The 24,761-nt window shown below is 66.4% G+C and carries 24 protein-coding genes and 1 tRNA gene; 8 read left to right on the plus strand and 17 right to left on the minus strand.

Annotated elements, in window-relative coordinates; all coding sequences use genetic code 11:
• From nuoF to E3C22_RS04255, 8 genes are all read right to left on the minus strand, one after another.
• On the minus strand, positions 1–1,305 hold the full coding sequence (gene nuoF / locus E3C22_RS04220) for an NADH-quinone oxidoreductase subunit NuoF (protein WP_134760495.1): 1,305 nt from the start codon (positions 1,303–1,305) through the stop codon (positions 1–3).
• Entirely contained in the window at positions 1,305–2,768 is a 1,464-nt protein-coding gene (gene nuoE / locus E3C22_RS04225) for an NADH-quinone oxidoreductase subunit NuoE (protein WP_134760497.1), read from the minus strand. The genes nuoF and nuoE overlap by 1 nt, the downstream gene beginning before the upstream one ends.
• Positions 2,769–2,892: 124 nt before the next feature.
• Positions 2,893–3,453, minus strand: coding sequence for a Uma2 family endonuclease (locus tag E3C22_RS04230; protein WP_245514754.1), 561 nt, complete (start codon positions 3,451–3,453; stop codon positions 2,893–2,895).
• A 37-nt stretch (positions 3,454–3,490) separates the two neighbouring features.
• Positions 3,491–4,681 carry an NADH-quinone oxidoreductase subunit D gene (locus E3C22_RS04235; protein WP_134760501.1) on the minus strand — a complete coding sequence of 397 codons (1,191 nt, stop codon included), beginning with the start codon at positions 4,679–4,681 and terminating at the stop codon, positions 3,491–3,493.
• Complete coding sequence (locus tag E3C22_RS04240; RefSeq protein ID WP_245514755.1) at positions 4,674–5,105, minus strand: GFA family protein; 432 nt, start codon at positions 5,103–5,105, stop codon at positions 4,674–4,676. The genes E3C22_RS04235 and E3C22_RS04240 overlap by 8 nt, the downstream gene beginning before the upstream one ends.
• A gap of 23 nt (positions 5,106–5,128) precedes the next feature.
• Positions 5,129–5,737 (minus strand): NADH-quinone oxidoreductase subunit C, encoded by a 609-nt coding sequence (locus E3C22_RS04245; protein WP_134760505.1) that lies wholly within the window; start codon positions 5,735–5,737, stop codon positions 5,129–5,131.
• A gap of 10 nt (positions 5,738–5,747) precedes the next feature.
• On the minus strand, positions 5,748–6,338 hold the full coding sequence (locus E3C22_RS04250; RefSeq protein ID WP_245514756.1) for a NuoB/complex I 20 kDa subunit family protein: 591 nt from the start codon (positions 6,336–6,338) through the stop codon (positions 5,748–5,750).
• Positions 6,329–6,694, minus strand: a complete 366-nt coding sequence (locus E3C22_RS04255) for an NADH-quinone oxidoreductase subunit A (protein ID WP_134760509.1) — start codon at positions 6,692–6,694, stop codon at positions 6,329–6,331. Before E3C22_RS04255 ends, E3C22_RS04250 begins: the two co-directional genes overlap by 10 nt.
• Positions 6,695–7,003: 309 nt before the next feature.
• Here E3C22_RS04255 and E3C22_RS04260 point away from each other — a divergent pair, with 309 nt between their 5' ends.
• Complete coding sequence (locus tag E3C22_RS04260; RefSeq protein ID WP_134760511.1) at positions 7,004–7,318, plus strand: hypothetical protein; 315 nt, start codon at positions 7,004–7,006, stop codon at positions 7,316–7,318.
• 306 nt (positions 7,319–7,624) lie between these two features.
• Here the strand turns inward: E3C22_RS04260 and E3C22_RS04265 are convergent.
• Both E3C22_RS04265 and E3C22_RS04270 read right to left on the minus strand, forming a co-directional pair.
• A tRNA-Asp gene (locus E3C22_RS04265) sits at positions 7,625–7,701 on the minus strand.
• A gap of 326 nt (positions 7,702–8,027) precedes the next feature.
• Complete coding sequence (locus tag E3C22_RS04270) at positions 8,028–9,737, minus strand: thiamine pyrophosphate-requiring protein (RefSeq protein WP_167591624.1); 1,710 nt, start codon at positions 9,735–9,737, stop codon at positions 8,028–8,030.
• 270 nt (positions 9,738–10,007) lie between these two features.
• Between E3C22_RS04270 and E3C22_RS04275 the strand changes: the two genes are divergently transcribed.
• Positions 10,008–10,973, plus strand: a complete 966-nt coding sequence (locus E3C22_RS04275) for a TAXI family TRAP transporter solute-binding subunit (RefSeq protein WP_167591625.1) — start codon at positions 10,008–10,010, stop codon at positions 10,971–10,973.
• 307 nt (positions 10,974–11,280) lie between these two features.
• Here the strand turns inward: E3C22_RS04275 and E3C22_RS04280 are convergent, their stop codons facing one another.
• The 6 genes from E3C22_RS04280 to E3C22_RS04305 all read right to left on the minus strand — a co-directional run bounded on the left by E3C22_RS04280 (position 11,281) and on the right by E3C22_RS04305 (position 18,256).
• The gene (locus E3C22_RS04280) at positions 11,281–13,227 is read right to left on the minus strand and encodes a TRAP transporter permease (protein ID WP_134760517.1); all 1,947 of its coding nucleotides are present in this window, start codon (positions 13,225–13,227) and stop codon (positions 11,281–11,283) included.
• 311 nt (positions 13,228–13,538) lie between these two features.
• Positions 13,539–14,738: an ABC transporter substrate-binding protein gene (locus E3C22_RS04285; protein ID WP_134760519.1), complete on the minus strand. Its 1,200-nt coding sequence runs from the start codon at positions 14,736–14,738 to the stop codon at positions 13,539–13,541.
• A 153-nt stretch (positions 14,739–14,891) separates the two neighbouring features.
• A complete protein-coding gene (locus E3C22_RS04290) occupies positions 14,892–15,632 on the minus strand; it encodes an ABC transporter ATP-binding protein (RefSeq protein WP_134760521.1) in 741 nt (246 codons plus the stop codon).
• The gene (locus E3C22_RS04295) at positions 15,622–16,416 is read right to left on the minus strand and encodes an ABC transporter ATP-binding protein (RefSeq protein ID WP_134760522.1); all 795 of its coding nucleotides are present in this window, start codon (positions 16,414–16,416) and stop codon (positions 15,622–15,624) included. Before E3C22_RS04295 ends, E3C22_RS04290 begins: the two co-directional genes overlap by 11 nt.
• The gene (locus E3C22_RS04300; RefSeq protein WP_134760524.1) at positions 16,413–17,339 is read right to left on the minus strand and encodes a branched-chain amino acid ABC transporter permease; all 927 of its coding nucleotides are present in this window, start codon (positions 17,337–17,339) and stop codon (positions 16,413–16,415) included. Before E3C22_RS04300 ends, E3C22_RS04295 begins: the two co-directional genes overlap by 4 nt.
• Positions 17,339–18,256: a branched-chain amino acid ABC transporter permease gene (locus tag E3C22_RS04305; protein WP_134760526.1), complete on the minus strand. Its 918-nt coding sequence runs from the start codon at positions 18,254–18,256 to the stop codon at positions 17,339–17,341. The genes E3C22_RS04300 and E3C22_RS04305 overlap by 1 nt, the downstream gene beginning before the upstream one ends.
• Positions 18,257–18,563: 307 nt before the next feature.
• On the opposite strand from E3C22_RS04305, the gene E3C22_RS04310 reads away from it, so the two are divergent.
• Genes E3C22_RS04310 through E3C22_RS04335 form a run of 6 tightly spaced genes read left to right on the plus strand, consistent with a single transcriptional unit; the run spans position 18,564 to position 23,958 of the window.
• Positions 18,564–19,766: an FAD-dependent oxidoreductase gene (locus tag E3C22_RS04310; RefSeq protein ID WP_134760528.1), complete on the plus strand. Its 1,203-nt coding sequence runs from the start codon at positions 18,564–18,566 to the stop codon at positions 19,764–19,766.
• 60 nt (positions 19,767–19,826) lie between these two features.
• Complete coding sequence (locus E3C22_RS04315; RefSeq protein ID WP_134760530.1) at positions 19,827–20,573, plus strand: maleate cis-trans isomerase family protein; 747 nt, start codon at positions 19,827–19,829, stop codon at positions 20,571–20,573.
• Between the two features lie 16 nt (positions 20,574–20,589).
• Entirely contained in the window at positions 20,590–21,537 is a 948-nt protein-coding gene (locus tag E3C22_RS04320; protein ID WP_134760532.1) for a polysaccharide deacetylase family protein, read from the plus strand.
• Positions 21,531–22,253: a GntR family transcriptional regulator gene (locus E3C22_RS04325; protein ID WP_134760534.1), complete on the plus strand. Its 723-nt coding sequence runs from the start codon at positions 21,531–21,533 to the stop codon at positions 22,251–22,253. The genes E3C22_RS04320 and E3C22_RS04325 overlap by 7 nt, the downstream gene beginning before the upstream one ends.
• A complete protein-coding gene (locus E3C22_RS04330; protein ID WP_134760536.1) occupies positions 22,250–23,074 on the plus strand; it encodes an SDR family NAD(P)-dependent oxidoreductase in 825 nt (274 codons plus the stop codon). The genes E3C22_RS04325 and E3C22_RS04330 overlap by 4 nt, the downstream gene beginning before the upstream one ends.
• A gap of 8 nt (positions 23,075–23,082) precedes the next feature.
• On the plus strand, positions 23,083–23,958 hold the full coding sequence (locus E3C22_RS04335) for an MBL fold metallo-hydrolase (RefSeq protein ID WP_206026897.1): 876 nt from the start codon (positions 23,083–23,085) through the stop codon (positions 23,956–23,958).
• Positions 23,959–23,964: 6 nt separating this feature from the next.
• Here the strand turns inward: E3C22_RS04335 and E3C22_RS04340 are convergent, their stop codons facing one another.
• Complete coding sequence (locus E3C22_RS04340; protein ID WP_134760540.1) at positions 23,965–24,753, minus strand: GntR family transcriptional regulator; 789 nt, start codon at positions 24,751–24,753, stop codon at positions 23,965–23,967.
• Positions 24,754–24,761: the final 8 nt, after the last annotated feature.

Raw genomic sequence — 24,761 nt, forward strand, 5'->3', positions numbered from 1 at the left:
TTACTCCGCCGCCTCGAGCACCGGCCGCACCTCGTGGGCGTTGTGCGAATATTCGTCGATGCGGCGCTCGATCTCGGCGCGGAAATGCCGCACCAGACCCTGGATCGGCCAGGCCGCCGCGTCGCCGAGGGCGCAGATCGTGTGGCCCTCGACCTGCTTGGTCACGTCGAGCAGCATGTCGATCTCGCGCTTCTGGGCATGGCCGGTGGCCATCCGCTCCATCACGCGCCACATCCAGCCGGTGCCCTCGCGGCAGGGCGTGCACTGACCGCAGCTCTCGTGCTTGTAGAAATAGGAGATGCGGGAGATCGCCTTCACGATGTCGGTGGACTTGTCCATGACGATGACGGCCGCGGTGCCGAGCGAGGTCTTGATGTCCCGCAGGCCATCGAAGTCCATCGGCGCGTCGACGATGTCGGCGCCCGGCACCAGCGGCACCGAGGAGCCGCCCGGGATGACGGCGAGAAGATTGTCCCAGCCGCCGCGGATGCCGCCGCAATGCTTCTCGATCAGCTCGCGGAAGGAGATGCCCATCGCCTCTTCGACGGTGCAGGGCTGCTCGACATGGCCGGAGACGCAGAAAAGCTTGGTGCCGGTGTTGTTCTGGCGGCCGATGCCGGCGAACCAGGAGCCGCCGCGGCGCAGGATCGTCGGAGCGACGGCGATCGACTCGACGTTGTTGACCGTCGTTGGGCAGCCATAGAGGCCGACATTCGCCGGGAACGGCGGCTTCAGCCGCGGCTGGCCCTTCTTGCCTTCCAGGCTTTCAAGGAGTGCCGTTTCCTCGCCGCAGATATAGGCGCCGGCACCGTGATGGACGATGATGTCGTAGTCCCAGCCGCATTTGTTGCCCGCGCCGAGATAGCCCTGCTCGTAGCACTCGTCGATCGCCCGCTGCAGCGCCTGGCGTTCCCGGACATACTCGCCGCGGACATAGATATAGCAGGTATGCGCCAGCATCGAGAAACCGGCGATGATGCAGCCTTCGATCAGCGTGAACGGGTCGTTGCGCATGATCTCCCGGTCCTTGCAGGTCCCGGGTTCGGATTCGTCGGCATTGATGACGAGGAAATGCGGCCGCTCGCCGACTTCCTTCGGCATGAACGACCATTTGAGACCGGTCGGGAAGCCCGCACCGCCGCGACCCCTCAGGCCCGAGGCCTTCATCTCGTTGATGATCCAGTCGCGGCCCTTGCCGATGATGTCGGCGGTGCCGTCGAAATGGCCACGCTTCAGCGCCGCTTTCAGACTCTTGTCGCGAAGGCCATAGATGTTGGTGAAGATCCGGTCCTTGTCCTGGAGCATCACGCCTCTCCCTCACCTTCGCCGACCGCTCTGCCTGCCTGGAGTTCGCCGGCCTGCTCGATCCACTTCTCGCGCACCGCACGGCCGCGGAAATTCAGGAAGTCGTCGATCCAGATCAGCTCGGTCTCGCGCCACTTGGCGATCTGCCAGAAATGGAAGACGCCGAGATCGTTGAGCTTGCCCTCGATCACCGGGCCGATGCCGCGGATCCGCTTCAGATCGTCCTTGTCGCCCTGCGGCGCGGCAAGAAGGTCGGAGGGCTTGTCACCGGGCCGGCTCTCGAGGGGCGTCTCCTCGGCACTGCTCTCGAAGTGATCGCCATGGGCAGGTCCTGGCCGGGTGTCCGACGTCGCAGTGCGATTGCCCTCGACAGGATCGTTGCCCTGGCGGTTGGCGAGAACCTCGCCGACCGCCTCGTCATTCGCCAGTCGGGACGGTTGACCGCCGGTGCCGTCGTCGAGCTGGCGGTCGTCCGGGATCACCGCATCCTCGGCCGCCGCTTCGGCCTTGCGGAAATCGCCGCCGGTCTTCGTATCGACCTTGTCCGGCACGTTGCCGACCTCGGCGTCGGTCGAGCCCTGGCGCGAACCGCCCTCCTGGCCGGAGCCGGGGCGATGGCCCTCGGCGGTCAGCTGTGCGCTCTCGTCCTTTTCCTGCGACTGATCGGCATTGCCGTCGGCCGCCTTGCCCGGAGAAACCAGCGACGGATCGCTTTCGGCAGCCTCGGTGTCGGGACGGCCGGCCTTCGAGGGCGGCGTCGAGGCGGTCTTTCCGGCACCGATGCCCTGATAGGAGGCGCCGTTCGCCGGCCCGTGGCCGGACGAGCGATCCTGCTCCGTGACGATGTCGTCATAGTCGCCGGTGAGCGAGGTCAGGCCGCCGATCGGCACCGACTGATGCCGGCCGTTCTGCGGACCGGGCCGCACCTCTTCGCCGCGGCCGGCATCGAAGAGATCGATGATCTCCTCCAGCCGCTCCGGCGTCAGATCCTCGTAGGTGTCGGAGAAGATCATCACCATCGGCGCGTTGACGCAGGCGCCGAGGCACTCGACCTCTTCCCAGGAGAGCGTTCCCGACTCGTTGCGGTGGAACTGCTCGGCATTGATCTTCTTGCGGCAGACCGCCTTCAGGTCTTCGGCGCCGCGCAGCATGCATGGCGTCGTGCCGCAGACCTGGACATGCGCCTTGGTGCCGACGGGATTGAGCTGGAACTGCGTGTAGAACGTCGCGACCTCGAGCACCCGGATCAGCGGCATGTCAAGCATGTCGGCGACACGCTCGATGGCCGCCTTGGTCACCCAGCCGTCCTGCTCCTGCGCACGCATCAGCAGGGGGATCACGGCGGACTGCTGACGGCCCTCGGGATATTTCTTGATCGTCGCTTCAGCCCAAGCGGCGTTCTCTTCGGTAAACGCGAAACCGGCCGGTTGGACGGTTGCTTCCGCGAGACGTCTGACAGACATCGGACCTCTATCTTAGAGCGGTTCAACACGCGATGTTGCGGCGCGTTCTATCACAAGACGGACAAAAGGCCAGTGGCCGATGACCGCAGCTTCGGAATGGCGGACATGCCTTGTCAGGCAGGGCTCAGCCGGCGAAAAACGCCTCGACGGCAAGGGTTATGCCGGGAGGCGAAAGGTCGATCGTGGCGTCCCTGCCGACGATCCGCGTGGTGATCTCGTCCGGTGAGTCCGAGCGATGGTGATGCAGCACCCGGCCCTCGGCGGGCAGGACGATCAGGTAATGCTGGACCGATTCCAGCGAGAAGTAGTCGAGCGACTTCCTGACGCCGGGGCTCTGCGGCGAGGCGACCTCGACGATGACGACGGGGTTTTCCGCGACGATGGAATCGGGGTCGTAGGGCCCGCAGTGGATGAGGGCGTCCGGCTCGCGCAGTGTCGTCTCGTCGATGCGCACGCTGACGCCGTCGATGAAGGCCTGACACTCGGAACGGCCAGCGGACTGCAGCGCAGTCCGCAGTTCCAGCCAGACCCGCGCCTTCGTCTCGGCATGGATGATCCGCTCGGACTGCATCCGCTCGATCCTGCCGTCGACCAGTTCGTACCGCTCCCCTTCCGGCAGGCCTTGCGACCAGACCAGAAACTCGTCGACGCTCATCGGGGCCGTTGGCAGGGCTCGGGTGTTCATGGCCTCAGTCTAGCATTTCAGGGTTGCGGCGACCAACTCAGCGATCGACCTCGCCGAAAACGATGTCGAGCGTGCCGAGGATCGCCGAGACGTCCGCCAGCATGTGGCCCTTGCAGATGACGTCCATCGCCTGCAGATGGGCAAAGCCCGGCGCCTTGATCTTGCAGCGGTGCGGCTTGTTGGTGCCGTCGGAGACGAGATAGACGCCGAACTCGCCCTTCGGCGCCTCGACCGCGGCGTAGACCTCGCCCTCGGGCAGGTGGAAGCCTTCGGTATAGAGCTTGAAGTGATGGATGAGCGCTTCCATCGAGCGCTTCATCTGGCCGCGCTTCGGCGGCACCACCTTGCCTTCCGTCGCCGAGACCGGACCCTGCCCTTCCGGGCTCGACAGCTTCTCGATGCATTGCTTCATAATCTTGGCGGCTTCGCGCATCTCGACCATGCGGATCAGGTAGCGGTCGTAGCAGTCGCCGTTCTTGCCGATCGGAATGTCGAATTCCATCTCGTCGTAGCATTCGTAGGGCTGCGACTTGCGCAGGTCCCAGGCGGCGCCGGAGCCGCGCACCATCACGCCGGAAAAGCCCATCGCCCACGCATCCTCCAGCGTCACAACGCCGATGTCGACATTGCGCTGCTTGAAGATGCGGTTCTCGGTGAGCAACCCCTCGATGTCGTCGCAGACCTCGAGGAACGGATCGCACCAGGCGCCGATGTCGTCGATGAGCTTCTGGGTGAGATCCTGATGGACGCCGCCCGGCCGGAAATAGGCCGCATGCATGCGCGAGCCCGAGGCGCGCTCGTAGAAGACCATCAGCTTCTCGCGCTCCTCGAAACCCCAGAGCGGCGGCGTCAGCGCGCCGACGTCCATCGCCTGGGTGGTGACGTTGAGGAGATGCGAGAGGATGCGGCCGATCTCGGAATAGAGCACGCGGATCAGCTGGCCGCGCTTCGGAACATCGACCCCTGCGAGGCGCTCGATCGCCATGCAGAAGGCATGTTCCTGATTCATCGGCGCGACATAGTCGAGCCGGTCGAAATAGGGAATCGCCTGCAGATAGGTCTTGTGCTCGATCAGCTTCTCGGTGCCGCGATGCAGAAGGCCGATATGCGGATCGACGCGCTCGACGATCTCGCCGTCCAGCTCGAGAACGAGCCGCAAAACGCCATGGGCAGCAGGATGTTGCGGCCCGAAATTGATGTTGAAGTTGCGGACGTCGATCTCAGCCATTCGGCTTGTCCTCTCCGGAGGCGAACTGCGCGAGGAACTCGGCCCCGGTCATCTTCGTCGTCTGCTCGGCGAAGGAATACCAGTCGGGCTTGGAGTCGATGAAAATCTCTTTGGTCAGGACGGCCTCGGTGAGATCGTCGAAGGCCATCGCCGAGATGGCGTAGTGGGCGGCGTCCTTGGAGCGCCAGAACAGCGTCGATCCGCAGGCGTTGCAGAAGCCGCGCTCGCCCCATTCGGACGATCCGTAGATGCCGAGGAGATCGGTGCCGGCGACGACGACGTTTTCCGAGGCCTCGACCGCGGTGAACGGCCCGCCCGCCCAGCGGCGGCAAATGTCGCAGTGACAGACGCCGACCTCCTGCTCGGCGATGTCGGCATCGATCCGGACACCGCCGCACAGGCACTTGGCTTGAAGTCGCTTCATCGCCATGGCGCTCTCCCCGAACCTTACTGACGCTTGGCCTTCTCGTCGCCCGGCAGCACGTATTCGGTGCCCTCCCACGGCGACAGGAAGTCGAAATTGCGGAATTCCTGGCGAAGCTCGACCGGCTCGTAGACCACCTGCTTCTTCTCTTCGTCGTAATGGACCTCGACGAAGCCGGTCAGCGGGAAGTCCTTGCGCATCGGATGCCCCTCGAAACCGTAGTCGGTCAGGATGCGGCGCAGGTCCGGATGGCCGGTGAACAGGATGCCGTAGAAGTCATAGGCCTCGCGCTCGTACCAGTCGGCGGCCGGAAAGACGTCGGAGATCGACGGCACCGGATCGTCCTCGGCAGTCCGCACCTTGACGCGGATGCGCTGGTTCTGGCGCGGCGAAAGGAGGTGATAGACGACCTCGAAGCGCTTCTCGCGGGCCGGATAGTCGACGCCGCAAAGATCGGTGAGGTTGACGAACTGAGTCTGCGGATCGTCGCGCAGCACCGTCATCACCTTGACGATATCCTCGGCGCCGACGACGAGGGTCAGCTCGCCAAACCGGTGCTCGCTCGAGGCGATCCGCTCGCCGAGCGTTTCGGCCAGATAGTCGGCCATGTCCCTGGTTGCGAAATCGCGCATGGCAGGCCTTCTATCGTTCGATCGTACCGGTGCGGCGGATCTTCTTCTGCAGGAGAAGAATGCCGTAGAGCAGCGCCTCGGCGGTCGGCGGGCAGCCGGGAACGTAGATGTCCACCGGCACGACGCGATCGCAGCCGCGCACCACCGCATAGGAATAGTGGTAGTAGCCGCCGCCATTGGCGCAGGAGCCCATGGAGATGACGTAGCGCGGCTCCGGCATCTGGTCGTAGACCTTGCGAAGCGCCGGAGCCATCTTGTTGGTCAGGGTGCCGGCGACGATCATCACGTCGGACTGGCGCGGCGAGGCGCGCGGCGCAAAACCGAATCGCTCGACGTCGTAGCGCGGCATCGACACCTGCATCATCTCGACCGCGCAGCAGGCGAGGCCGAAGGTCATCCACATGAGCGAGCCGGTGCGCGCCCACTGGATCAGCTCGTCGGTCGAGGTGACGAGGAAACCCTTGTCGGCGAGTTCCTCGTTGATTTCGGTGACGAAGGGGTCCTGCCTCTGGGCGATGGGCTGGCCGGGAGTGGCGGCCGCTCCCGTCCCCGCTTCCGGAGCCAGCGATGCGAAGGGCTTGTCGCCGATGATCAATCCCATTCCAGTGCGCCTTTCTTCCATTCGTAGATGAAGCCGACCGTCAGGACGCCGAGAAACACCATCATCGACCAGAAGCCGAACCAGCCGAGGGTTCCGAAGCTCGCCGCCCAGGGAAACAGGAAGGCGACCTCGAGGTCGAAGATGATGAAGAGGATCGAGACCAGATAGAACCGGACGTCGAACTTCATGCGCGAATCGTCGAAGGCGTCGAAGCCGCACTCATAGGCGGAGAGCTTCTCGTCGTCCGGCGCCTTGAAGGCGAGCAGGAAGGGCGAAACGAGAAGCGCCAGGCCGAGGATCAGCGCGACGCCCACGAAAATCACGATCGGCAGGTAGGATGCGAGGAGTTCGCTCATCGGACCATTTCATCCAGCGTGACGGTCTTTGCTGCGGACGTTGGCGTCCGCGCCGCAAGGCAAAGCGGGCTTGAAGAAAGCCGTCTTGCCGCAATGCGGCGAGGGTTATCCGCTTCTTGGAATCTGTGCAAGGCGTTCTCTGCTGCAAGGCACCGGGGCTCGGCGCAAGGCTCGCAGCCTCGGGCCGACATGGCGCACCGGCCCGTATCCGCCAGGCGTTTGTGGCGCGCCTTGCCACGGGCGGCACATCGCCGCAAGGATACCGGACGAGCGAAAAAGTTCGACCGCGGAGATCAGGGAGGAACGGTCATGGCGGGATCGGAAAAGGGTGGCTGGCTGCCGATGGCGGACGCCCGGCGGAACGGCGAGCGAATCCTGGTGACGGTGCGCGGCGGCGAACAGGGGCCGGCGGAGGTCGATACCGTGCGTTTCCAGGCGCCGCGGGGATCGGGCGAGAAGGCCTGGATGGCGACGGACATGGGGCCGGACGGGCTCGTGACCTATGACGAGGACGAACTCGTCGCCTGGATGCCATGGCCCGAGCCGACGCCCGAGAGCGCAGGATCGCCCCTTCCCGCCCCCGCCGACGAAGCCGACTTCGAAGAGCAGGGTTCAGGCATCTGACCAGTCGCGATCTGCGCCGGCAACCGTCCCTGAGACCGGTTCGCCGGTCAGCGGGCCCGATTGCCGCGAATCGCACTGCGGTCGAGATCGATGCACCGCCGAGCGGCATGTATCCGACGCGAGACAACGGCCTGGCGGCAAAGGCCGACTCAGAGCAGTTTTGTCGTAGAGCGCCTGCGTCCCAACGGACGCACAAGGGACGCTCTCATTTACTGAATCAAAGCATCGTGCTTTCCGAAAATCGATGACGATTTTCGGGCCGATGCTGCAGGCATCGACATTCGAGTTGGTGACCGAACGGAAAAATGGCGCGAGTGACGGGGCTCGAACCCGCGACCTCCGGCGTGACAGGCCGGCACTCTAACCGACTGAGCTACACCCGCGCTTCGCCGCCGCAGCGGCTTGTGTGGCGGTCGTTTACGGAGAAGGTCGGGCCGTGTCAAGCGCCGGATTTGCGAACGCGTCGCGGCGCAGCACGTGCTGACACGAAACCATCATGAAACACCGCCGAGCCACCCGAAACCGCCCCGCGCACGCCGCGAAATTGAGGCGTCTGAGATCGGCGAGCGGAGGCATGGGTCGGGTGCGGGACGACGGAATCACCCTGCACCACGGCGCGAGGTCCACCCTGCTCCAGACCAGCCCGAGCGGCCCTGCCCGCACAACGCCTGAAAGACCCGGCCCTTGCGAATTCGGCTGAGACGTCCGGTCAGTCGACGAGGACAAGGTCGAGCAGGGCCTGCCTGCCCGAGCCGATCGCGTCGAGGCCGCGGTCGATGGCTGCCGGCAGATCGGCGATGTCGGCGACGGTGATTCCCTCGCCGCCATGCGCCCGGCAGATCGCCGCATAGTCGGGGCTCGGCGACAGGTCGGCGAGCATCATGCCGTTGCCGGCAGCCGCAGCGCCCTGCGGATACATCGCCAGGGTCGAATTGCGCACGGCGCCCCAGCGCCGGTTGTTGAAGATGATGGCCAGAACCGGCAGCCCGTGGGCCGCCGAGGCCCAATGGCAGGCGACGGGATTGTTGAACATGTAGGCGCCGTCGCCGAGGGTCACGACGACCGGCCGGTTGCTCCCCTCGCGGGTCTCTGCCGCGGCGATGCCGAGGGCGGCTCCGAAGCCGAGCCCGAGGCCGCCTGCTGGCGAGATGCCGTAGAACTGCCCCGGCCGGTCGAAATGGGCGTAGTCGGTGCGGAAGGAGTATTCGTTCACCAGCGCCGCTTCGGACGGGATCCGGTCGGCGATGACGACGCTCGCGGTCTCGGCGGTCAGCCGGCTCATGTCGAGCGCTGCGGCGGACGCGCGCTTCTGGCGTTCGCGGGCGACCGCGGCACGCCGCCGCGCGATCCTCGGCGCATCGTCACGGCTTGGCGCGCCGAGCGCTTCGGCGAGCGCCGCAAGCCCAGCCGCCGGGCCGGCGACGATCGATTCGACGGCGGGGAAGCTGCGCAGCGGATAGCGCGAGAAGAGCGGGTCGTGGTCGATCTCCCAGAGGGCGCCTTGCGGGCGGGGCCTGGTGACACTCGGCACATAGGGAACGTCGCAGGCGATCGAGAGGACGAGGTCGGCCGCGCCGAAGGCGTTCCTCGTGTCGAAGCCGACCGCCATCTCGTGGTCGAAGGGCAGGCTGACCGAACGGGCGTTGAACTGCGCCACCGGCAGCGCCCATGCCTCGCAGAGCTCGGTGAGGATCGCCAGCGCCCGCGGCTCGCGCCCGGCATTGGAGGTGACGATCAGCGGATAGTCCGCCGCGCGGATCGCTGCGGCGAGACGGTCGATCGCGGCGGGATCGGGGGCCGGTGCGGAGACGCGGCTGCGTTGGCGCGGCGGCCCCGCCTTTGGAACCCGTCTGGCCAGGAGTTCGCGCGGCAGCGACAGATAGACCGGCCCCGGCGGCGGCGCCGCGGCGATATCGAGGGCGCGCCTCGTGACATCCTCGACCTGTTCGGCGGCGCGGAGCTCATAGTCCCACTTCACCGCCTCGCGGATCATGCCGCCCTGGTCGAACATTTCCTGCGCCCAGTGGATATAGCGGCTGCGGGTGCCTTCGGGCCCGTCCTCGGTGAGCGGCGTGCGGCCGGCCGACAGGACGAGCGGCACCCCGTCGCGGGAGGCGTTCATGGCGCCGCAGATCATGTTGGCGGTGCCGACGCTGACATGCACCATCGCCGCCTGCGGACGCCCGGTGCGCAGCGCGTCGCCATGGGCCATCGACACGGCGAGATTCTCGTGCGCCACAGTATAGGGCTTCGGCAAAGCCACCCCGCCGGCGAGCGCTGCGGCGTAGGCCTCGACGATCGACGGAAAGTCGGTGCCGGCGACGGCGTAGAGCGCGTCGACCCCGCCCCTCGAAAGCGTCGTCAGATAGGCCTCGGCAGCGAGCACGCCGCGGCCGTCGTCGTCGGGATTCGCAGTCATGGGTGGGGTCCGATCGGGCTGGTATAATTTGTCCATACAATGAGCGATCGATCATCCCGCGGCAAGCCATCACGTCGCCATAGCGGCTGCGACACAAAAAGCGCAGATGTCGGCTCCCAGCCTGTCACGGCGACGGATTGTCCCTCACCTGGTCGCAAAGTGCGATATAGAATTTGTCATGACAAAAGCGATGTGGTTTCCTGCGCCGGGCTCTATCGCCGCCATCCGGGCCGACCCTCCGGCCGCCTTTCGGGAACCCAAGGACCCTCGATGACACGGACCGCCTTCTCCAGACGCGCCTTGCTGCGCAATTCTGCCGCCGTCGCCGGCATGATCTTCGCCCTGAGCGGCCCCGCCGCCGCCCAGACCCTCGGTCTCGGCACCACCCAGGGCGGCGCGACCGGCCAGATCGGCACCGCGCTCGCCCAGGTGATCTCGACGAAGTCGGACCTTCAGGTGATCCCCCAGGTCAGCGCAAACACCTCGCAATATATCCCGCTGCTCGACACCGGCCGGCTGGAGCTCGCGATCGCCAACTATCCGCAGACCTATTACGCGATGACCGGCACCGGTATGTCGACCCGGCCGGCGAAGAACCTCCGTTTGGTGGCGACGCTGATGCCGTTTCTCGCGGCCCTGGTTTCCTCGGAGAAGAGCGGCATCGACAGCTATGCCGCGATCAAGGGCCACAAGGTGCCGCGCTATCCGGAAAACTCGCTCGGCGACTTCGTCGTGCGGGCCTGCCTTGCCGCCGGCGGGCTCACCTATGACGACGTGACCAGCGTTCCGATCGCCAATTTTCCGCAGCAGTATCAGGCCTTCAAGGACGGCCGCATCGACGTGTCGATCGCCACGGTCGGCTCCGAGCCGACCTTCGACCTCGAGGCTTCCGTCGGCGACATCCAGTTTCTGAAGGTGCCGGCGGAGGCGCTGCCCAAGGTGCAGGAATCCTTGCCCGGCGCCTATCTGGAAGACGTGCCTGCCAACGACAAGCTGCCCGGACTCGACAAGCCGACGACGGTGCTCGCCTATGACTATCTGCTGTTTGCCAATGCCGATGTCGACGATGCGACCGTCGGCAAGGTCGCCAAGGCGATCTATGAGGGCGGCGACTATCTGAAGAGCACCGGCCCGCTCTGGAAGGACTTCGACCCCAAGCAAATCGGCAAGAAGGCCGACATTCCCTATCATCCCGGCGCCATCGCCTTCTTCAAGGAAGCCGGCATCGCAGAGTGACGTCGCGGCTTCGGGTTGCGATCAACGTGATCTCCCCCCTTGAGGGGGAGATGCCGCCCTTCGACAGGCTCAGGAGGCAGAGGGTGGCGAGCCGCGTCCACCCCTGACGATGTCGCCGCTGCGCGCTCTTTGGCCATGTCGGCGTCGCCCCCCCTCTGGGTTGCCACCCATCTCCCCCGCAAGGGGGGAGGTCGAGGCGTCGGCCACGGCGTCTGCCTGCGAGCGGTCGCCCAAGCCGTTGGAGTCTGCGATCGTTGTTGCTGGTCCTGTGTGGATGAAGACTTTCCCGCCCGCTGCTTCGCGATGGCTATCTTCCGGTCGCGCCCGGCGCGTCCGTTTGGGGCTGTGACGACGGACGAGCCGTTGCCCCGCGGGCCGCGATCCCGTGAAGCACCAGCAGCGCGATGCCCCCCGCCGAGACGCCGAATTCCAGGAGCGGTGGGCCGAACTGGCGCAGCGGCGCAATGATCAGCAGCCCGATCAGCACGAAGAGCAGCCGCTGGGCAAGGCCGAGCGGCGTCAGCCCGTGGCCGATCATGCCGCCGGCAACCAGGATCAGCGCCACCAGCGAGCTGGCGAAGACATAGAGGTTTTCCCACCACGGCCCGGCCATCAGCAGGCCCGGCTTGTAGATGAACAGGAACGGCAGGAGATAGGCGACCCAGCCGAAGCGGAAGGCCTGGATGCCGGTCTTCAGCTGCGGCGCCTCGGCGATCGAGGCGGCGGCGAAGGCGGCGAGCGCGATCGGCGGCGTGATCATCGACAGCATGCCGTAATAGAAGACGAACATGTGGGCGGCGAGCGGCGGAATGCCGAGCTGCACGAGCGCCGGCGCCGCCATCGAGGCGAGCAGCAGATAGACGCCGGTGGTCGGCAGGCCGAGACCGAGCACGATGCCGACGACCGCCGTGATCAGCAGCAGGCCGAAGAGGTTCTGGCCGCCGAAGCCGATCAGGAAGAAGGACAGCTGGAAGCCGAGCCCGGTGGTCGAGAGAAGGCCGATGATCATGCCGGCGGCGGCGGTGATCAGCAGGATGTCGCAGGTCTGGCCGCCGGCCCGGGCGATCGCCGCGACGATCTCGCGGGGGGAAAGCTGCGGGCCGCCGCGACCAAAGGCCCAGGCCGCAAGCGCGATTACCACGAGGACGAGCAGGGCCCAGATCGCCGCGACCTCGGCCTCGGCATTGCGGAAGAAGATCAGGCCGATCAGCACCAGAAAGGCGACGAGGGTCGGCCAGCCCTTGGTGAACACAGCCGCAAGCGTGTCGCGTTCCAGCCAGTTGGCGGCGCCGAACCCCTCGCGCCGGGCGATGAAGTCGATCTGGGCATAGAGCGAGAGGTAATAGATCAGCGCCGGAAACAGCGCCGCGAGCAGGATCTCGCGATAGGGGATCTGCAGGATCTCGGCCATCAGGAAGGCTGCGGCGCCCATGACCGGCGGCGCCAGCTGGCCGCCGGTGGAGGCGACGGCCTCGATGGCGCCGGCCTGCTCGGGGCGAAAGCCCGAGCGCTTCATCATCGGGATGGTCAGGACGCCGGTCGACATGACGTTGGAGACGGCGCTGCCGGAGATCGAGCCGAACAGGCCGGAGGCGACGATGGCGATCTTGGCGGTGTTGCCGGGCCCCGAGCCGGCGACGCGCATGGCGAGCTGGGTGAAGAACTCGCCGCCGCCGATGGCCAGAAGCAGGCCGCCGAAGAGCACGAAGACGACGACGACGAAGGCGGCGATCTGCAGCGCGGCCCCCCAGGTGGCGGAGGAATCGGTGCCGACGAACATCATCACGTCGCCGAAGGGCAGCCCCCTGCCCCTCAGCGGCCCGGGCACCAGGTCGCCGAAGAGCGCATAGAGGAACATCGCCAGGGTGATGACCACCAGCGTCCAGCCGACGACCCGTCGCAGACCTTCGAGGACGAGGACCGAGACGACGACGCCGAGGATCGAGGATTCCGTCGGATGATAGAAGGCGCCCTCCGAGAGCACCGGAAAGCGCAGATAGACGTAGATGCCGAGCACCAGCGAGGCGAGGCTCAAAACCGCGTCGATGGTTGCAACGAGCGGACCCTTGCCGGCCATGTCGCGGCCGTAGACGGCGGCGAGCGAGGCGCCCAGCATGAAGGCCGCGACCTGTTCGGGATAGATCAGGAGGCCGAGCCGCTGGGGAACCGCCATCACCCAGACGACCGCGGTCATCGGCACGACGAAGGCGAGAACGGCGCCAAGAAGTGCGAAGGCGGTTGTGAGTTTCGACATCTGACGCGATCCCAAATGTGGCAGTCGGCTAAACCCCGAAGCCTCGTCATCCCGGCCGTCGAGCCGGGATCCATTCCAAACCGCCGATCGACGGGCAATTCGGCATCCATCGCAACCGTTTCTCTCTAGCGGAGAGGGACTTCACCCTCGGAGGAATGGATCCCGGGTCAAGCCCGGGATGACGACCGCGATGGGTGTCGCCGGGCTCCAGCGGCGTAGTCGGCGACTGCGTTTCACGCGCCCGGATTTTTGCGAGCCAAGCCGATGCAAATGACGCATCGGCAAGGTGCGGCTGGTCTGTCGCCAACCGGTCACTCGCACTTGTCGGCCGGAACCTCGCCGAACTTCGTCCACTCGCCGTTCTTGATCTGGATGATGTAGGCGGGGAGCTCGGCGTCGTGGCCGGCAAAGCAGACGTCGTCGCCGACGACGCCGGAGAAGCGGATCCCGTCCATCCCATCGACGATCGCCTGGCGCTCTTCCTCGAGCTTGTCCGGATCGCCGGTGACGCCCGCCTTCTCCATCGCCTGCTTGATGAGATAGACGGTGTCGTAGGCCTGGGCGTCGGAGTGGTGGGCGCCCAGCTTATGGATGCCGCGCTTCTTCGCCTCGGCGACGAATTTGTCGTTGAAGGCCTCAGACTGCCGCGTGCGGCCCTTCCAGAAGCTCGCGACCACCAGCGTCCCCTCACCCGCCGGGCCGAACAGCTCGACGACATTCGGATCGGCGAAGATCTGCGAGCCGATGACCTGGCCCTCGAAGCCCTGGCGGCGCAGTTCCTTGATGACCTTCGAGGCCTGGTCGGGCAGCGCCGCGATGGCGACGAAATCCGGCTTGTTCTGGAGGATCTTCGCGGCCTGGGCCGACATGTCGAAGCTCTTCAGCTGAACGGCGATCGAATCCTTCACCTCGATGCCGGCCTTTTCCAGAAGCGCCGGATAGACCTTGGTGCCGGTGACGTTCGAGACGACGTCGTCGGAGATGTAGACGATGTCGGCGCTCTTGGCCTCGATGCCCTTCGCCTTGATGGTGTCGAGCAGCCGGCTGAACTGCTTCTGCTCGTCCTCGGTGAGGCGGTAGCTGTATTTCTTGCCTTCGGTCAGCCCCGGTGCCGAGGAGGAGGTCGGCATCATCAGCGTCTTCAGCCGTTCGGCGTCGTTGAGAGCGATCCGCGCCTCGCCGGAAGAGAACGGCCCGACGATTGCCAGCACGCCGTCATCCTGGATCAGCTTGCGCGCCGCGACGGACGCCTGCTTGGGATCGGAGCCGGTGTCGTAGCGGATCAGCTCGATCTTCTTGCCGTCGATGCCGCCCTCGGCATTGATCTCGTCGACGGCGATGTCGACGGCGACAACCGTCGGCTCGCCCGGCCCCTTCAGCGGCCCGGATGCGGCGACGATGTTGCCGATCTTGATCGTCCCCTCGGCCAGGCCCGGCGCGGCCGAGACGAGAAGCGCCGTCGCGGCGGCAAGGCCGACGGCGAGGCGGGAGCGAAGCGTTGTCATGGTCATGGCGCGCAGATTCCCTCTCTTTTGGAGCGCCGTGCGTCCGAATGGACGCACAAACAACGCTCTAACCCATTGAACTCCCGCATCGAGCGTTCCGAAAATCCGTCCCGATTTTCGGGCCGATGCCGTAGCAGCGGTGGCGGACCGGCGACGTCGTCACGGGCCGGGATGGTTCGGCGGCGGCAAAGGCGCGGCGCCGCCGAGATAGGCGGCCACCAGCGCCTCGTCGCCGAGAAGCCTGTCGGACGAGCCCTCCAGCACGACTTCGCCGAGCTCGAAGACGTAGCCGCGGGAGGCAAGCTCGAGGGCCATCGTGGTGTTCTGCTCGACGAGCAGGATGGCGATGCCGTCGCGGTTGAGATCGCGCAGCAGGGAAAACAGCTGCTCGACGAAGAGCGGCGAGAGGCCGAGGGACGGCTCGTCCAGCATGACCAGGCGGGGTCTTGCGACGAGTGCCCGGCCGATCGCCAGCATCTGCTGCTCGCCGCCGGACAGGACGCTGGCCTTCATGTCGCGGCGGCGGGCGAGATTGGGAAAGCGCTCGTAGATCGCCGCGATGTCGGCATCGGCGGAGCCGTCACGGCGCAGATACGCGCCCATCAGAAGGTTTTCGTGAACGCTCATCGAGACGAAGATCTGCCGGCCTTCGGGAACCAGCACCATGCCGCCGCGCACCCTCGCGGCAGAGCTTTGGGCGGTGACGTCACGCCCGCCGAGCACGATCCGGCCGCGCGACGGCTTCACCGCTCCCTGCAAGGCGCGTAGGAGCGAGGTCTTGCCGGCACCGTTGGCGCCGAGGACGGTGACGATTTCGCCCTCGCCGACCGCAAGGTCGACCGAGGCGACGGCGCGGGTGCGCCCATAGGTGACCGACAGGCCTTCCGCCTCAAGCAGCATGGGCGCCCTCCCCGGCAGCGGCAGGCGCATGACGCGGACCGAGATAAGCCTCGAGGACGTCCGGATCGTCCTGCACCCTTGCCGTCGGACCGTCATAGATCTTGCGGCCGAAATTGAGGACGACGGCGTGATCGCAGAGGCTGCGCACGAAACCCATATCGTGCTCGACGACCAGCAGTGTGACGCCGCCATCGGCGATCTCGACGAGGAAATCCCTGAGATTGGCGGTCTCCGACGGGTTGAGGCCGGCGGCCGGCTCGTCGAGCAGCAACAGCTTCGGCGAGGCGGCGAGCGCCCGCACCACCTCGATCTTCTTGCGGATGCCATAGGGCAGCGTTGCCACCACCTCGCAGGGATAGGTGCCGAGCCCCATGCTGGCGAGGAGCGCTTCGGCCTCGACGCGCCATTTCGTCCGACCGAACAGCGACAGCGGCGTCAGCATGGCGCCAAGGCCGTTCGCCCGCGCCTGCTGGCCGAGCATGATGTTCTCGATGACCGAGAGATGCGGCATCAGCCGGATGTTCTGGAAGCTGCGGGCCATGCCGAGGCCGATGCGCCGTCGCGATGGCACGGTCGAAATGTCCCGGCCTTCGAGGCGGATGGCGCCGCTGTCCTGGCGATAGACGCCGAAGATCAGGTTGAACAGCGTCGTCTTGCCGGCACCGTTCGGGCCGATCAGCGCCGTGCGACCGCCGGCGGCGACATCGAAGCCGACATTGGAAATGACGTCGAGCCCGCCGAAGCTCTTGGAGACACCGTCGAGGGAAAGGATGGGCGCGGTCATGCGGCCACCTCCCCGCCCGCAAGCCGTGCCCTGCGGCGCGGCCGCAGCTTCTCGGTCAGGGGGCGGGTGACGAGACCTTCCGGACGGAACACCATCATCAGAACGGTGACGAGGCCGAGGATGACGAAGCGCCAGGAATCGTCCGGCGCGCGCACTTCGCCCTTTATCCCAAACAGGCTTGCGACCGCCTGCTGGAGGTCCGGCAGGAGAATCCGCAGCGCCTCCGGCAACAGCGTGAAGAAGGCGGCGCCGAAGAGCGGCCCGAAGGCGGTCTGGGTGCCGCCGAGCAGGACAAAGAGCAGGACGTTGATCGATACGAGCGCGTTGAAGGCCTGGATCTCGACATAGGTGAAGGTGTGGGCATAGAGCCCGCCGGCCAGACCGCAGAGCCCCGCGCCGATCGCGAAGGCCGCGACCTTCACGCCGCGGATATCGACGCCCATCAGATCGGAGACCACCTCGTCGTCGTGGACGGCGCGCATGACGAGGCCGAAGCGCGTCGACATCAGAAAGAAGACGAAGAGCGTCACGAGGGCGGCGAGGACGATCGGCACGCCGTAGTCGACGAAGGCCGGCACCGGCAGCCCCATCGCCCCGCCGAGGGTTTCGGAATTGAGGATCAGCCCGGCGACGACTTCGGCAAAGGCGAAGGTGCCGAGGACGAGATAGACGCCGCGCAGCCTGAGGATCGGAAAGGCGACCAGAAAGCCGACGACACCGGCGACGAGAATCGCCAGCGGCAGGGTCGCGCCGACCGGCCAGTCGTAATTGTAGGAGAGATAGGCGGCGACATAGGCGCCGAGCGCCTGGAAGCCGGCGCCGCCGAGGTTGAGCTGACCCGTCGCGACCGGCAGGAAGATGCCATAGGCGAAGATGACGTTGATCGCCAGAATCGACAGGATGCCCGACCAGTAGCCGCCCATCAGAGCTTCCCCTTGCCGATGGCGTTATGGCCGAAAAGCCCCTGCGGACGGACGAACAGGACCAGCAGCAACAGGCCCCACACGGCGACCTGGACGGTGTCGGCGCCGAAATAGTTGATCGTCATCGTCTCGGTGAGGCCGACGATCAGCCCGCCGGCCACCGCGCCCCAGATCGAGCCGAGGCCGCCGACCACCATGCCGGCGATCGCCTTGGTGCCGACATCGTCGCCCATCGCCGGCGAGACCTCGCCGTAGTTGATGGCGAAGAGCACCCCGGCCAGCCCGCAGAGGAGGCCGGTGAGGACGAAGACCACCGGTACGATGCGGTTGACGTCGACGCCGAGAATGGTGGCGGCATCGGGGTTTTCCGCGATCGCCCGAAGGCCGCGGCCGATGCGGCTGCGCTTCAGGAGAAGGCTGAGCGCGGCGACGATCGCCAGCACCGCGACGAGACTGACGATTTGCGGCAGCCGCACGAAGAGCCCGCCGATCTCGACGGTGAGATTGGCCTCGGGACCCGGAAAGCGCTGGGAATCGGTGCCATAGGCGATGCGGACGAGGTTCTCGATGATCAGGAGAAAGCCGAGCGAGGAGACCAGCGGGATCGCATGCTCGGTCGCGTCGCCGTAGCGGGCCTTGAGATATCGGAAGGTGAAGCGCTCGACGACGAGCGAGGCGAGGATCGCGACGGCGACCGCGACGAGAAGGGCCAGCGGCCAGGGCAGCGGGCCGGACAGGCCGAATGGCAGACCGCGCTCGGCGAGCGCCCAACCGATCATGCCGGCCAGCATGAACAGCGTCGGGATGGTGAAGTTGAGGAAGTTCAGGATGCCGATGGTCAGCGTGAATGCGACGGCAACGGTCACATAGACGCTGCCGAGCATGACGGAATTGACGAGTTGCTGAAGCAGCAGCATCAGCGGGTTCCGCCCGTACCATTGTACACAAATTGATCAGACTGCCTTGCCGTTGAGCAATAGGTCCGGACAAGCTGGCAGCCCTGCGGGACGAACCCCAGGCGGCCTTGCCGCCGACAACGCAAAACCCCTATCATCGCGGGCATAGCGACATTCTCCATCACGGGTCATCGCCGACATCCGGCGCGGATGTCTGATTATTTGACCAGCCCTAATCAGAAATCATTTGTTGATTTGACCGGATGTTTTGTACACAATCCGAGTCATCGAGTGGCTTGTCAAGTGGATTGCCGGAGGTGCGGGGACGATGTCTGACAATGCGGAGCGCGTGATCGTCGTGGGCGCCGGCCCGGTCGGGCTGGTGGCCGCCGCCTGCCTCGGCAGCGCCGGGATCCCGGTCACCGTGATCGAGACCAGCGACGCCCTGCCGAAGGATCTTCGCGCTTCCACCTTCCACCCGCCGACGCTCGACATGCTCGACCGCTTCGGCCTGTCGAGAAAGCTCGTCGCCCGCGGTCTCGTCTGCCCGAAATGGCAGTTCCGCGACCGAAAGGAGGGGGTCATCGCCGAATTCGACCTCGGCCGCCTGGAAGGTGAGACCAACCACCCCTACCGGCTGCAATGCGAGCAGTGGAAGCTGACCGAGCATCTGCGCGAGATGTTCGAGGCGAGCGATGCGGTGGAGCTGCTCTACGGCGTCGAGGGCCTGTCGGTCGAACAGTCCGACGACGGCGTGACGCTGAGCGTGCGCCATCCGGACGGCTCGACCGGAGAGATGAAGGCGCGCTACCTGATCGCCTGCGACGGCGCCCGCAGCAATGTCCGCAAATCCCTCGGCATTGCCTTCGATGGCCTGACCATTCCGGAGATCTTCCTGTCGATGTCGACGGAGTTCGCCTTCGACGAGGCGATCCCGGATCTCGCGCCGATCGCCTATCTCACCGATCCGAGCGAATGGGCGGTGCTCTTGCGCACGCCCTCGCTCTGGCGGGTGCTGCTGCCCACCGATCCCGGCCTCACCGATGCCGAGATCAAGGCCCCGGAGGTGATGGAGGCCCGGCTGCAGAAGCTCTGTCCCAAGCCCGGCGCCTACGACGTCGTCCATGCGACCGCCTACCGGGTGCATCAGCGCGTCGCCGCCTCCTATGTCGCCGGCCGGGTGTTCCTTGCCGGCGATTCCGCCCATCTCAACAATCCGCTCGGCGGCATGGGCATGAATGGCGGCATCCACGACGCGGTGAACCTCACCGACAAGCTCGCCGCCGTCTGGCACGGCGCGCCGCTGGAGACGCTCGGCCGCTACGAGCGCCAGCGCCGCAAGGTGGCGATCGACACGGTGCAGGCGCAGTCGCTGCGCAACCGGGCGATCATGGCCGAGAACGACCCGGAAGCCCGCAGGGCCCATCACGACGACCTGCGCGCCATCGCCGCCGATCCTGAGCGCCACAAGGCCTATGTCATGCGCTCGTCGATGCTGCAGTCGCTGAAGGAGCTCGAAGAGGTCGCCTGACCGCCCGGCCGTCTTCCGGCTCCGGCCTCATTCCACCCTCGTCTCGAAGGATCCTGAACAATGACGGACAGCCTCGGCTATCGAATGAAATTCGGCGTCATCGCGCCCTCGACCAACACCTCGGTGCAGCCGGAATTCGACGCCATGCGCCCGGTCGGCGTCACCAACCACTTCTCACGCATCATCATCCCGGACGATCCGGTGAATTCCGACGAGGACTTCAACGAACTCGTCATGCGCATCCGCGCCGCGACCATGGACGCGATCGACGCGGTGAAGACCTGCTCGCCCGGCGCAATGATCATGGGCATGTCGGCCGAGACCTTCTGGGACGGCAAGGAGCGCGCCGATACGCTCAAGGCCCAGGTGGAGGAACGCGCCGGCATGAACGTCGCGATGGGCTCGGATGCCTGCCAGGCGGCGCTGTCGAAGTTCGGCGACATCAAGCGCATCGCCGTCGTCACCCCCTACATGCCGATCGGCGACGAACAGGTCCGCAAGTTCTTTACCGACTGCGGCTACGAGGTCGTCCAGGTGCTCGGGCTGAAATGCAAGAGCCCGATGCTGATCGCCCACGAGACCGAGCAGACGCTGCGCGACGCCATCATCGCGGTGAACGACCCGTCGGTGGAGGCGATCGTCCAGGCCGGCACCAATCTCGCCATGGCCCGGGTCGGCGCCATCGCCGAGTTCTGGCTGGACAAGCCGGTGATCGCCATCAACACCGCGACCTACTGGCATGCGCTCAGGATGAACGGCATCGAGGACAAGGTGCAGGGCTTCGGCTCGCTCCTCACCCATCACTGAGCGGCGGGCAGATCCCATGCGTTACGACTACGTCTCCTTCCCCGCCCGCAAGCCGCTCGTCTGGCCGAACGGCAAGCGGCTCGCCGTCATCCTGACGATCAATTTCGAATATTGGGACAAGGTCCAGGATTCCGAAAAGCCCTACTATCCCGGCGGCCCCGGCATCGTCGGCGGCAATCTGCCCGGCAATGTCTATGACAATCCCAACTTCACTTGGCGCGAATACGGCCAAAGGGTCGGCGTCTGGCGGATGCTCGACGTCTTCGACCAGGAGAACGTTCCGGCGAGCTGCACCATGAACGCCAAGATGGCGGTCGAGCGGCCGGAGGTGATCCGTGCCGCAATCGACCGGGGCTGGGAGATCGTCGCCCACAACTACGTCCAGGACGAGCTTCTCACCGACTACATGTTCGACGAGGCGGCCGAGCGCGACGTCATCCGCCGGACCCTCGACATCTACGCGGAGAGCGTCGGCAGGAAGGCCAGAGGCTGGCTGTCGAGCTCGCTCCGCTCGACGCTGAACACCATCGACATCCTCGCCGAGGAAGGCCTTCTGTTCATCACCGACCTTCTCAACGACGACCAGCCCTATCTGGTCGAGACGCGCTCAGGAAAACCCATGGTGTCGGTCTCCTATACCTCCGAGGTCAACGACTTCTCGTTCCTGCGCCAGGGGCTGACGGCGGAAACCGGCCTTGAGATGTTCAAGGAGGGCTTCGACTGGCTGCGGGAGGAAAGCCGGTCCAGCGGCCGATTCATGAATATCGGCCTGCATCCGCATGTCATCGGCCAGCCCTTCCGGATCCGGGCGCTGCGCGACTTCATCCGCTATGCCAAACAGTTCGACGACGTCTGGTTCGCGACACGGGAGGAGATCGCGGCGTGGTATCTCGACCACCATCACGAGCACATCGATCCGCGCGGCCAGGCGGCCGCCGCGGGCCGGGGGAGCGTCTCATGCTGAGGCTGGTCGAGCCGGGCGACCCCGGCGGCCGGCGGTCGCTGGCCGAGGAGCTCGACGGCGAAGGCATCGAACGGCCGGCCGAGCGCGCCTATCAGGGGATCCGCCGGGCGATCCTGCGCGGCGAACTTCCGGCCGGATCGCATCTCGGCGAGGAGGCGCTGGCGAAGATGACGGGCACCAGCCGCACGCCGGTGCGCGAGGCGCTGCGCCGGCTGGTCGGCGAGGGTCTCGCCCGGGCCAACCAGCGGCATCGCTTCGTCGCTGACTTCTCCTTCGAGGAAGTCTCAATCGTCTTCGAGATCCGCGCGAGGCTCGAGAGCTACGCGGCGCGCATCGCCGCCGCCGCCGTCACTGCCGAGGAGCTCGAACAATTGGAGCGGATCGTCGATGCGATCGACGAGATCGGCCCCGGCGCCGGCGATGCCGGTCTGAAGCGCTTCGTCGCGCTGAACACCCGCTTCCATGCCGCGATCATCGGCGCCACACACTCCACCCAGATGCAGACGCTCAGCGCCCAGGCGCTGTCCCTGCCGCTCGAACTCATCAAGCAGTTCGTCTGGGAGCAGCGGGTCAACATCGCCCGGTCCAACGACCAGCACCGCGACATCGTCGCCGCCCTGCGGGCCCGCAACGCCGACTGGGCCGAAGCTGCGATGAGCGGCCATATCCTGTCGACGCGCCCGGCGCCGAAGCCGCAGGGCGGCAGCGGGCGATGAGCAGCCATCCGTCGCTCGCCGGCCGTGTCGTCGTCGTCACCGGCAGCTCGCGCGGCCTCGGCCGCGAAATGGCGCTGGAGCTTGCAGGTCACGGCGCGCTGCTGGTCATCACCGGCGCCGCCGAGACGCCGGAACTCGCGGCCACGGCCGAGGAGATCGGCGCGGACCGGGCGCTGGCGCTCGCCGCCGACGTCTGCGACCCCGCCGCCGCCGAAGCTGTCGTCGCGGCGGCCGAAGCGCGCTTCGGCCGGGTCGACGTCCTCGTCAACAATGCCGGGCGCGGCATGCGGCTCGTCAGCGAGACCTTCAACAGCCAGCCGACGAACTTCTGGGAGGTCTCGCCCGAGGCCTGGAAGACGATCGTCGACATCAATGTCAACGGCGCCTTCAACATGGCGAGGGCCGCAACGCCGGGGATGATCTCCCGCGGCTTCGGCAGGATCGTCAATATCTCGACCTCGGACATCACCATGGTGCGCCGCGGCTACTCGCCCTACGGCCCATCCAAGGCGGCGCTCGAGGCGGCATCGCGGGTCTGGGCCGCCGATCTCGCCGGCACCGGCGTCACCGTCAATGTCTATCTGCCGGGCGGCGCGGCAGATACCGACCTGTTGCCGCCCGGACCCGGCAAGAAGGGCGCCGACGGCAACCTCCTGCCGGCCGCGATCATGCGGCGGGCAATCTGCTGGCTCGCCTCGGACGCTTCGAGCGCCGTCACCGGCGCACGCTTCATCGCGCGAAACTGGGACCCGGCGCTGCCGGACGACGAAGCCGCCGCGGCGGCCCGCATTGCCGGCGTCGATCGCCCGGCGATCATGTGAGGAGAACGATGCTCAATCTCGGCGCCGCGACCCTCGAGAAGATCGTCGATATCGATCCCTTCGTCCTGCCTGCCGATCTGCTGTTGCCCGGCTGCGACCTCCGAGAACTCGCCAACCACGCGGATCTCCTGGCGCCAGATCATGTCGACTTCGCCGCGCCGGCAATCCTCCTTAGCCTGCACAGCTTCGTCCTTCGGATCGCCGGGCGCATCGTCCTGATCGACAGCTGCGTCGGCGAGGACAAGCCGCGCCCCCGCCGCGCCGACTGGCACCAACGCAAGGGCACCGGTTATCTCGACCGCCTCGGGGCGGCGGGGCTGACGCCGGCCGATGTCGACATCGTCCTATGCACCCATCTTCATGCCGATCACGTCGGCTGGAACACAAAACGCGAGGACGGCCGCTGGGTGCCGACCTTTCCGAATGCCCGTTATGTCATCGGCCGTCGCGAGCTCGACCACTGGGAAGCGGCCGAGCGCGAGGCGCCCGGCAGCCACAATCATGGTGCCTTTGCCGACAGCGTGCTGCCGGTGATCGAGGCCGGGCTGGTCGAGCGGGTCGATGACGGTGTCTCGCTGTTTTCAGGCGCCGAGATCGTGCCTCTCGCCGGCCATTCGCCGGGGCAGATCGGCCTCGACCTTCGCTCTCGCGACGGCCATCACGCGCTGTTCTGCGGCGACGCGATCCACTCGCCGGTCCAGGTGTTCCGTCCGCACTGGAGCAGCCGCTTCTGTTTCGACAAGGCCGCTGCGGGACGGCTGCGCCAGTCCCTTCTCGAACGCGCGGCAGAGGACGATACGCTCCTTCTGCCCGCCCATCTTCGCGGCGCCTGCGGCATGCGGATCGTGCCGGACAGAGATGGCTTCCGCCCGCTGATGGTGTGAGAGGTCTCACTCCTGCGGCTGGCGGCCGCGGCGGATGCGCATCTTGTAGGTCATCTGGTCGGCCGAGTGCCAGTTGAACGAGGCGATCAGCACGCCGGCGGCGGTGACGTAGCGGCGCAGCAGCTGCAGCGACAACGCGCCGTTCGGGAGGCCAAGCTGGCGGGAGATCGCCTGCGGCATCACCAAAGCGCGGATCTCCTGCTGTGTCTCCTCGATCGCCTCGCGCGAATGCCTCTCGAGAAGATCGAAAAACGGCCCCTGATGGTCGGAAAACTGCGGGATCAGCGCCTCGAAACGCTCCGGCACGAAGCTCTCGATATAGCAGATCGGCCGCCCGCCCGGCCCCGTCCAGCGGACGCCGTCGACGCGGATCCAGCGCTCCCCGGCCCTGCCGCCGACCCGCTCCGCCAGTTCGGCGTCGAGGCTCACCGGCTGATGGCCGAGGACCACCATGTAGGTGTCGACGGCGACCTGGAAGAGCTCCTGCAGCGACTCGAAGGACTGGTAGTAGCGCACCTGCGGCCGCGCCGAGACGACCCGTGTCCCCATGCCCTGGCGGCGCTCGACATACCCGTCCTCGGTGAGGCAGCGCAGCGCCTCGCGCACGGTGAAGCGGCTGGTGGCAAATTCCTGGCCGAGCTCGGTCTCCGTCGGCATCAGTGCCCCGACCGGATAGGTGCCCGCCTCGATCCGGCCGGCGAGTTCGCGGTGGATACGCAGATAGCGCGGCGCCGCCTCGTCGGGCGAAATCGCCGCCGCTTCCGCCGGTTCGCTCGGTTTCACTGTCCGGGCCATCGCCTCGC

The sequence above is a fragment of the Jiella endophytica genome (assembly GCF_004519335.1).
Taxonomy (GTDB): Bacteria; Pseudomonadota; Alphaproteobacteria; order Rhizobiales; family Rhizobiaceae; genus Jiella; species Jiella endophytica.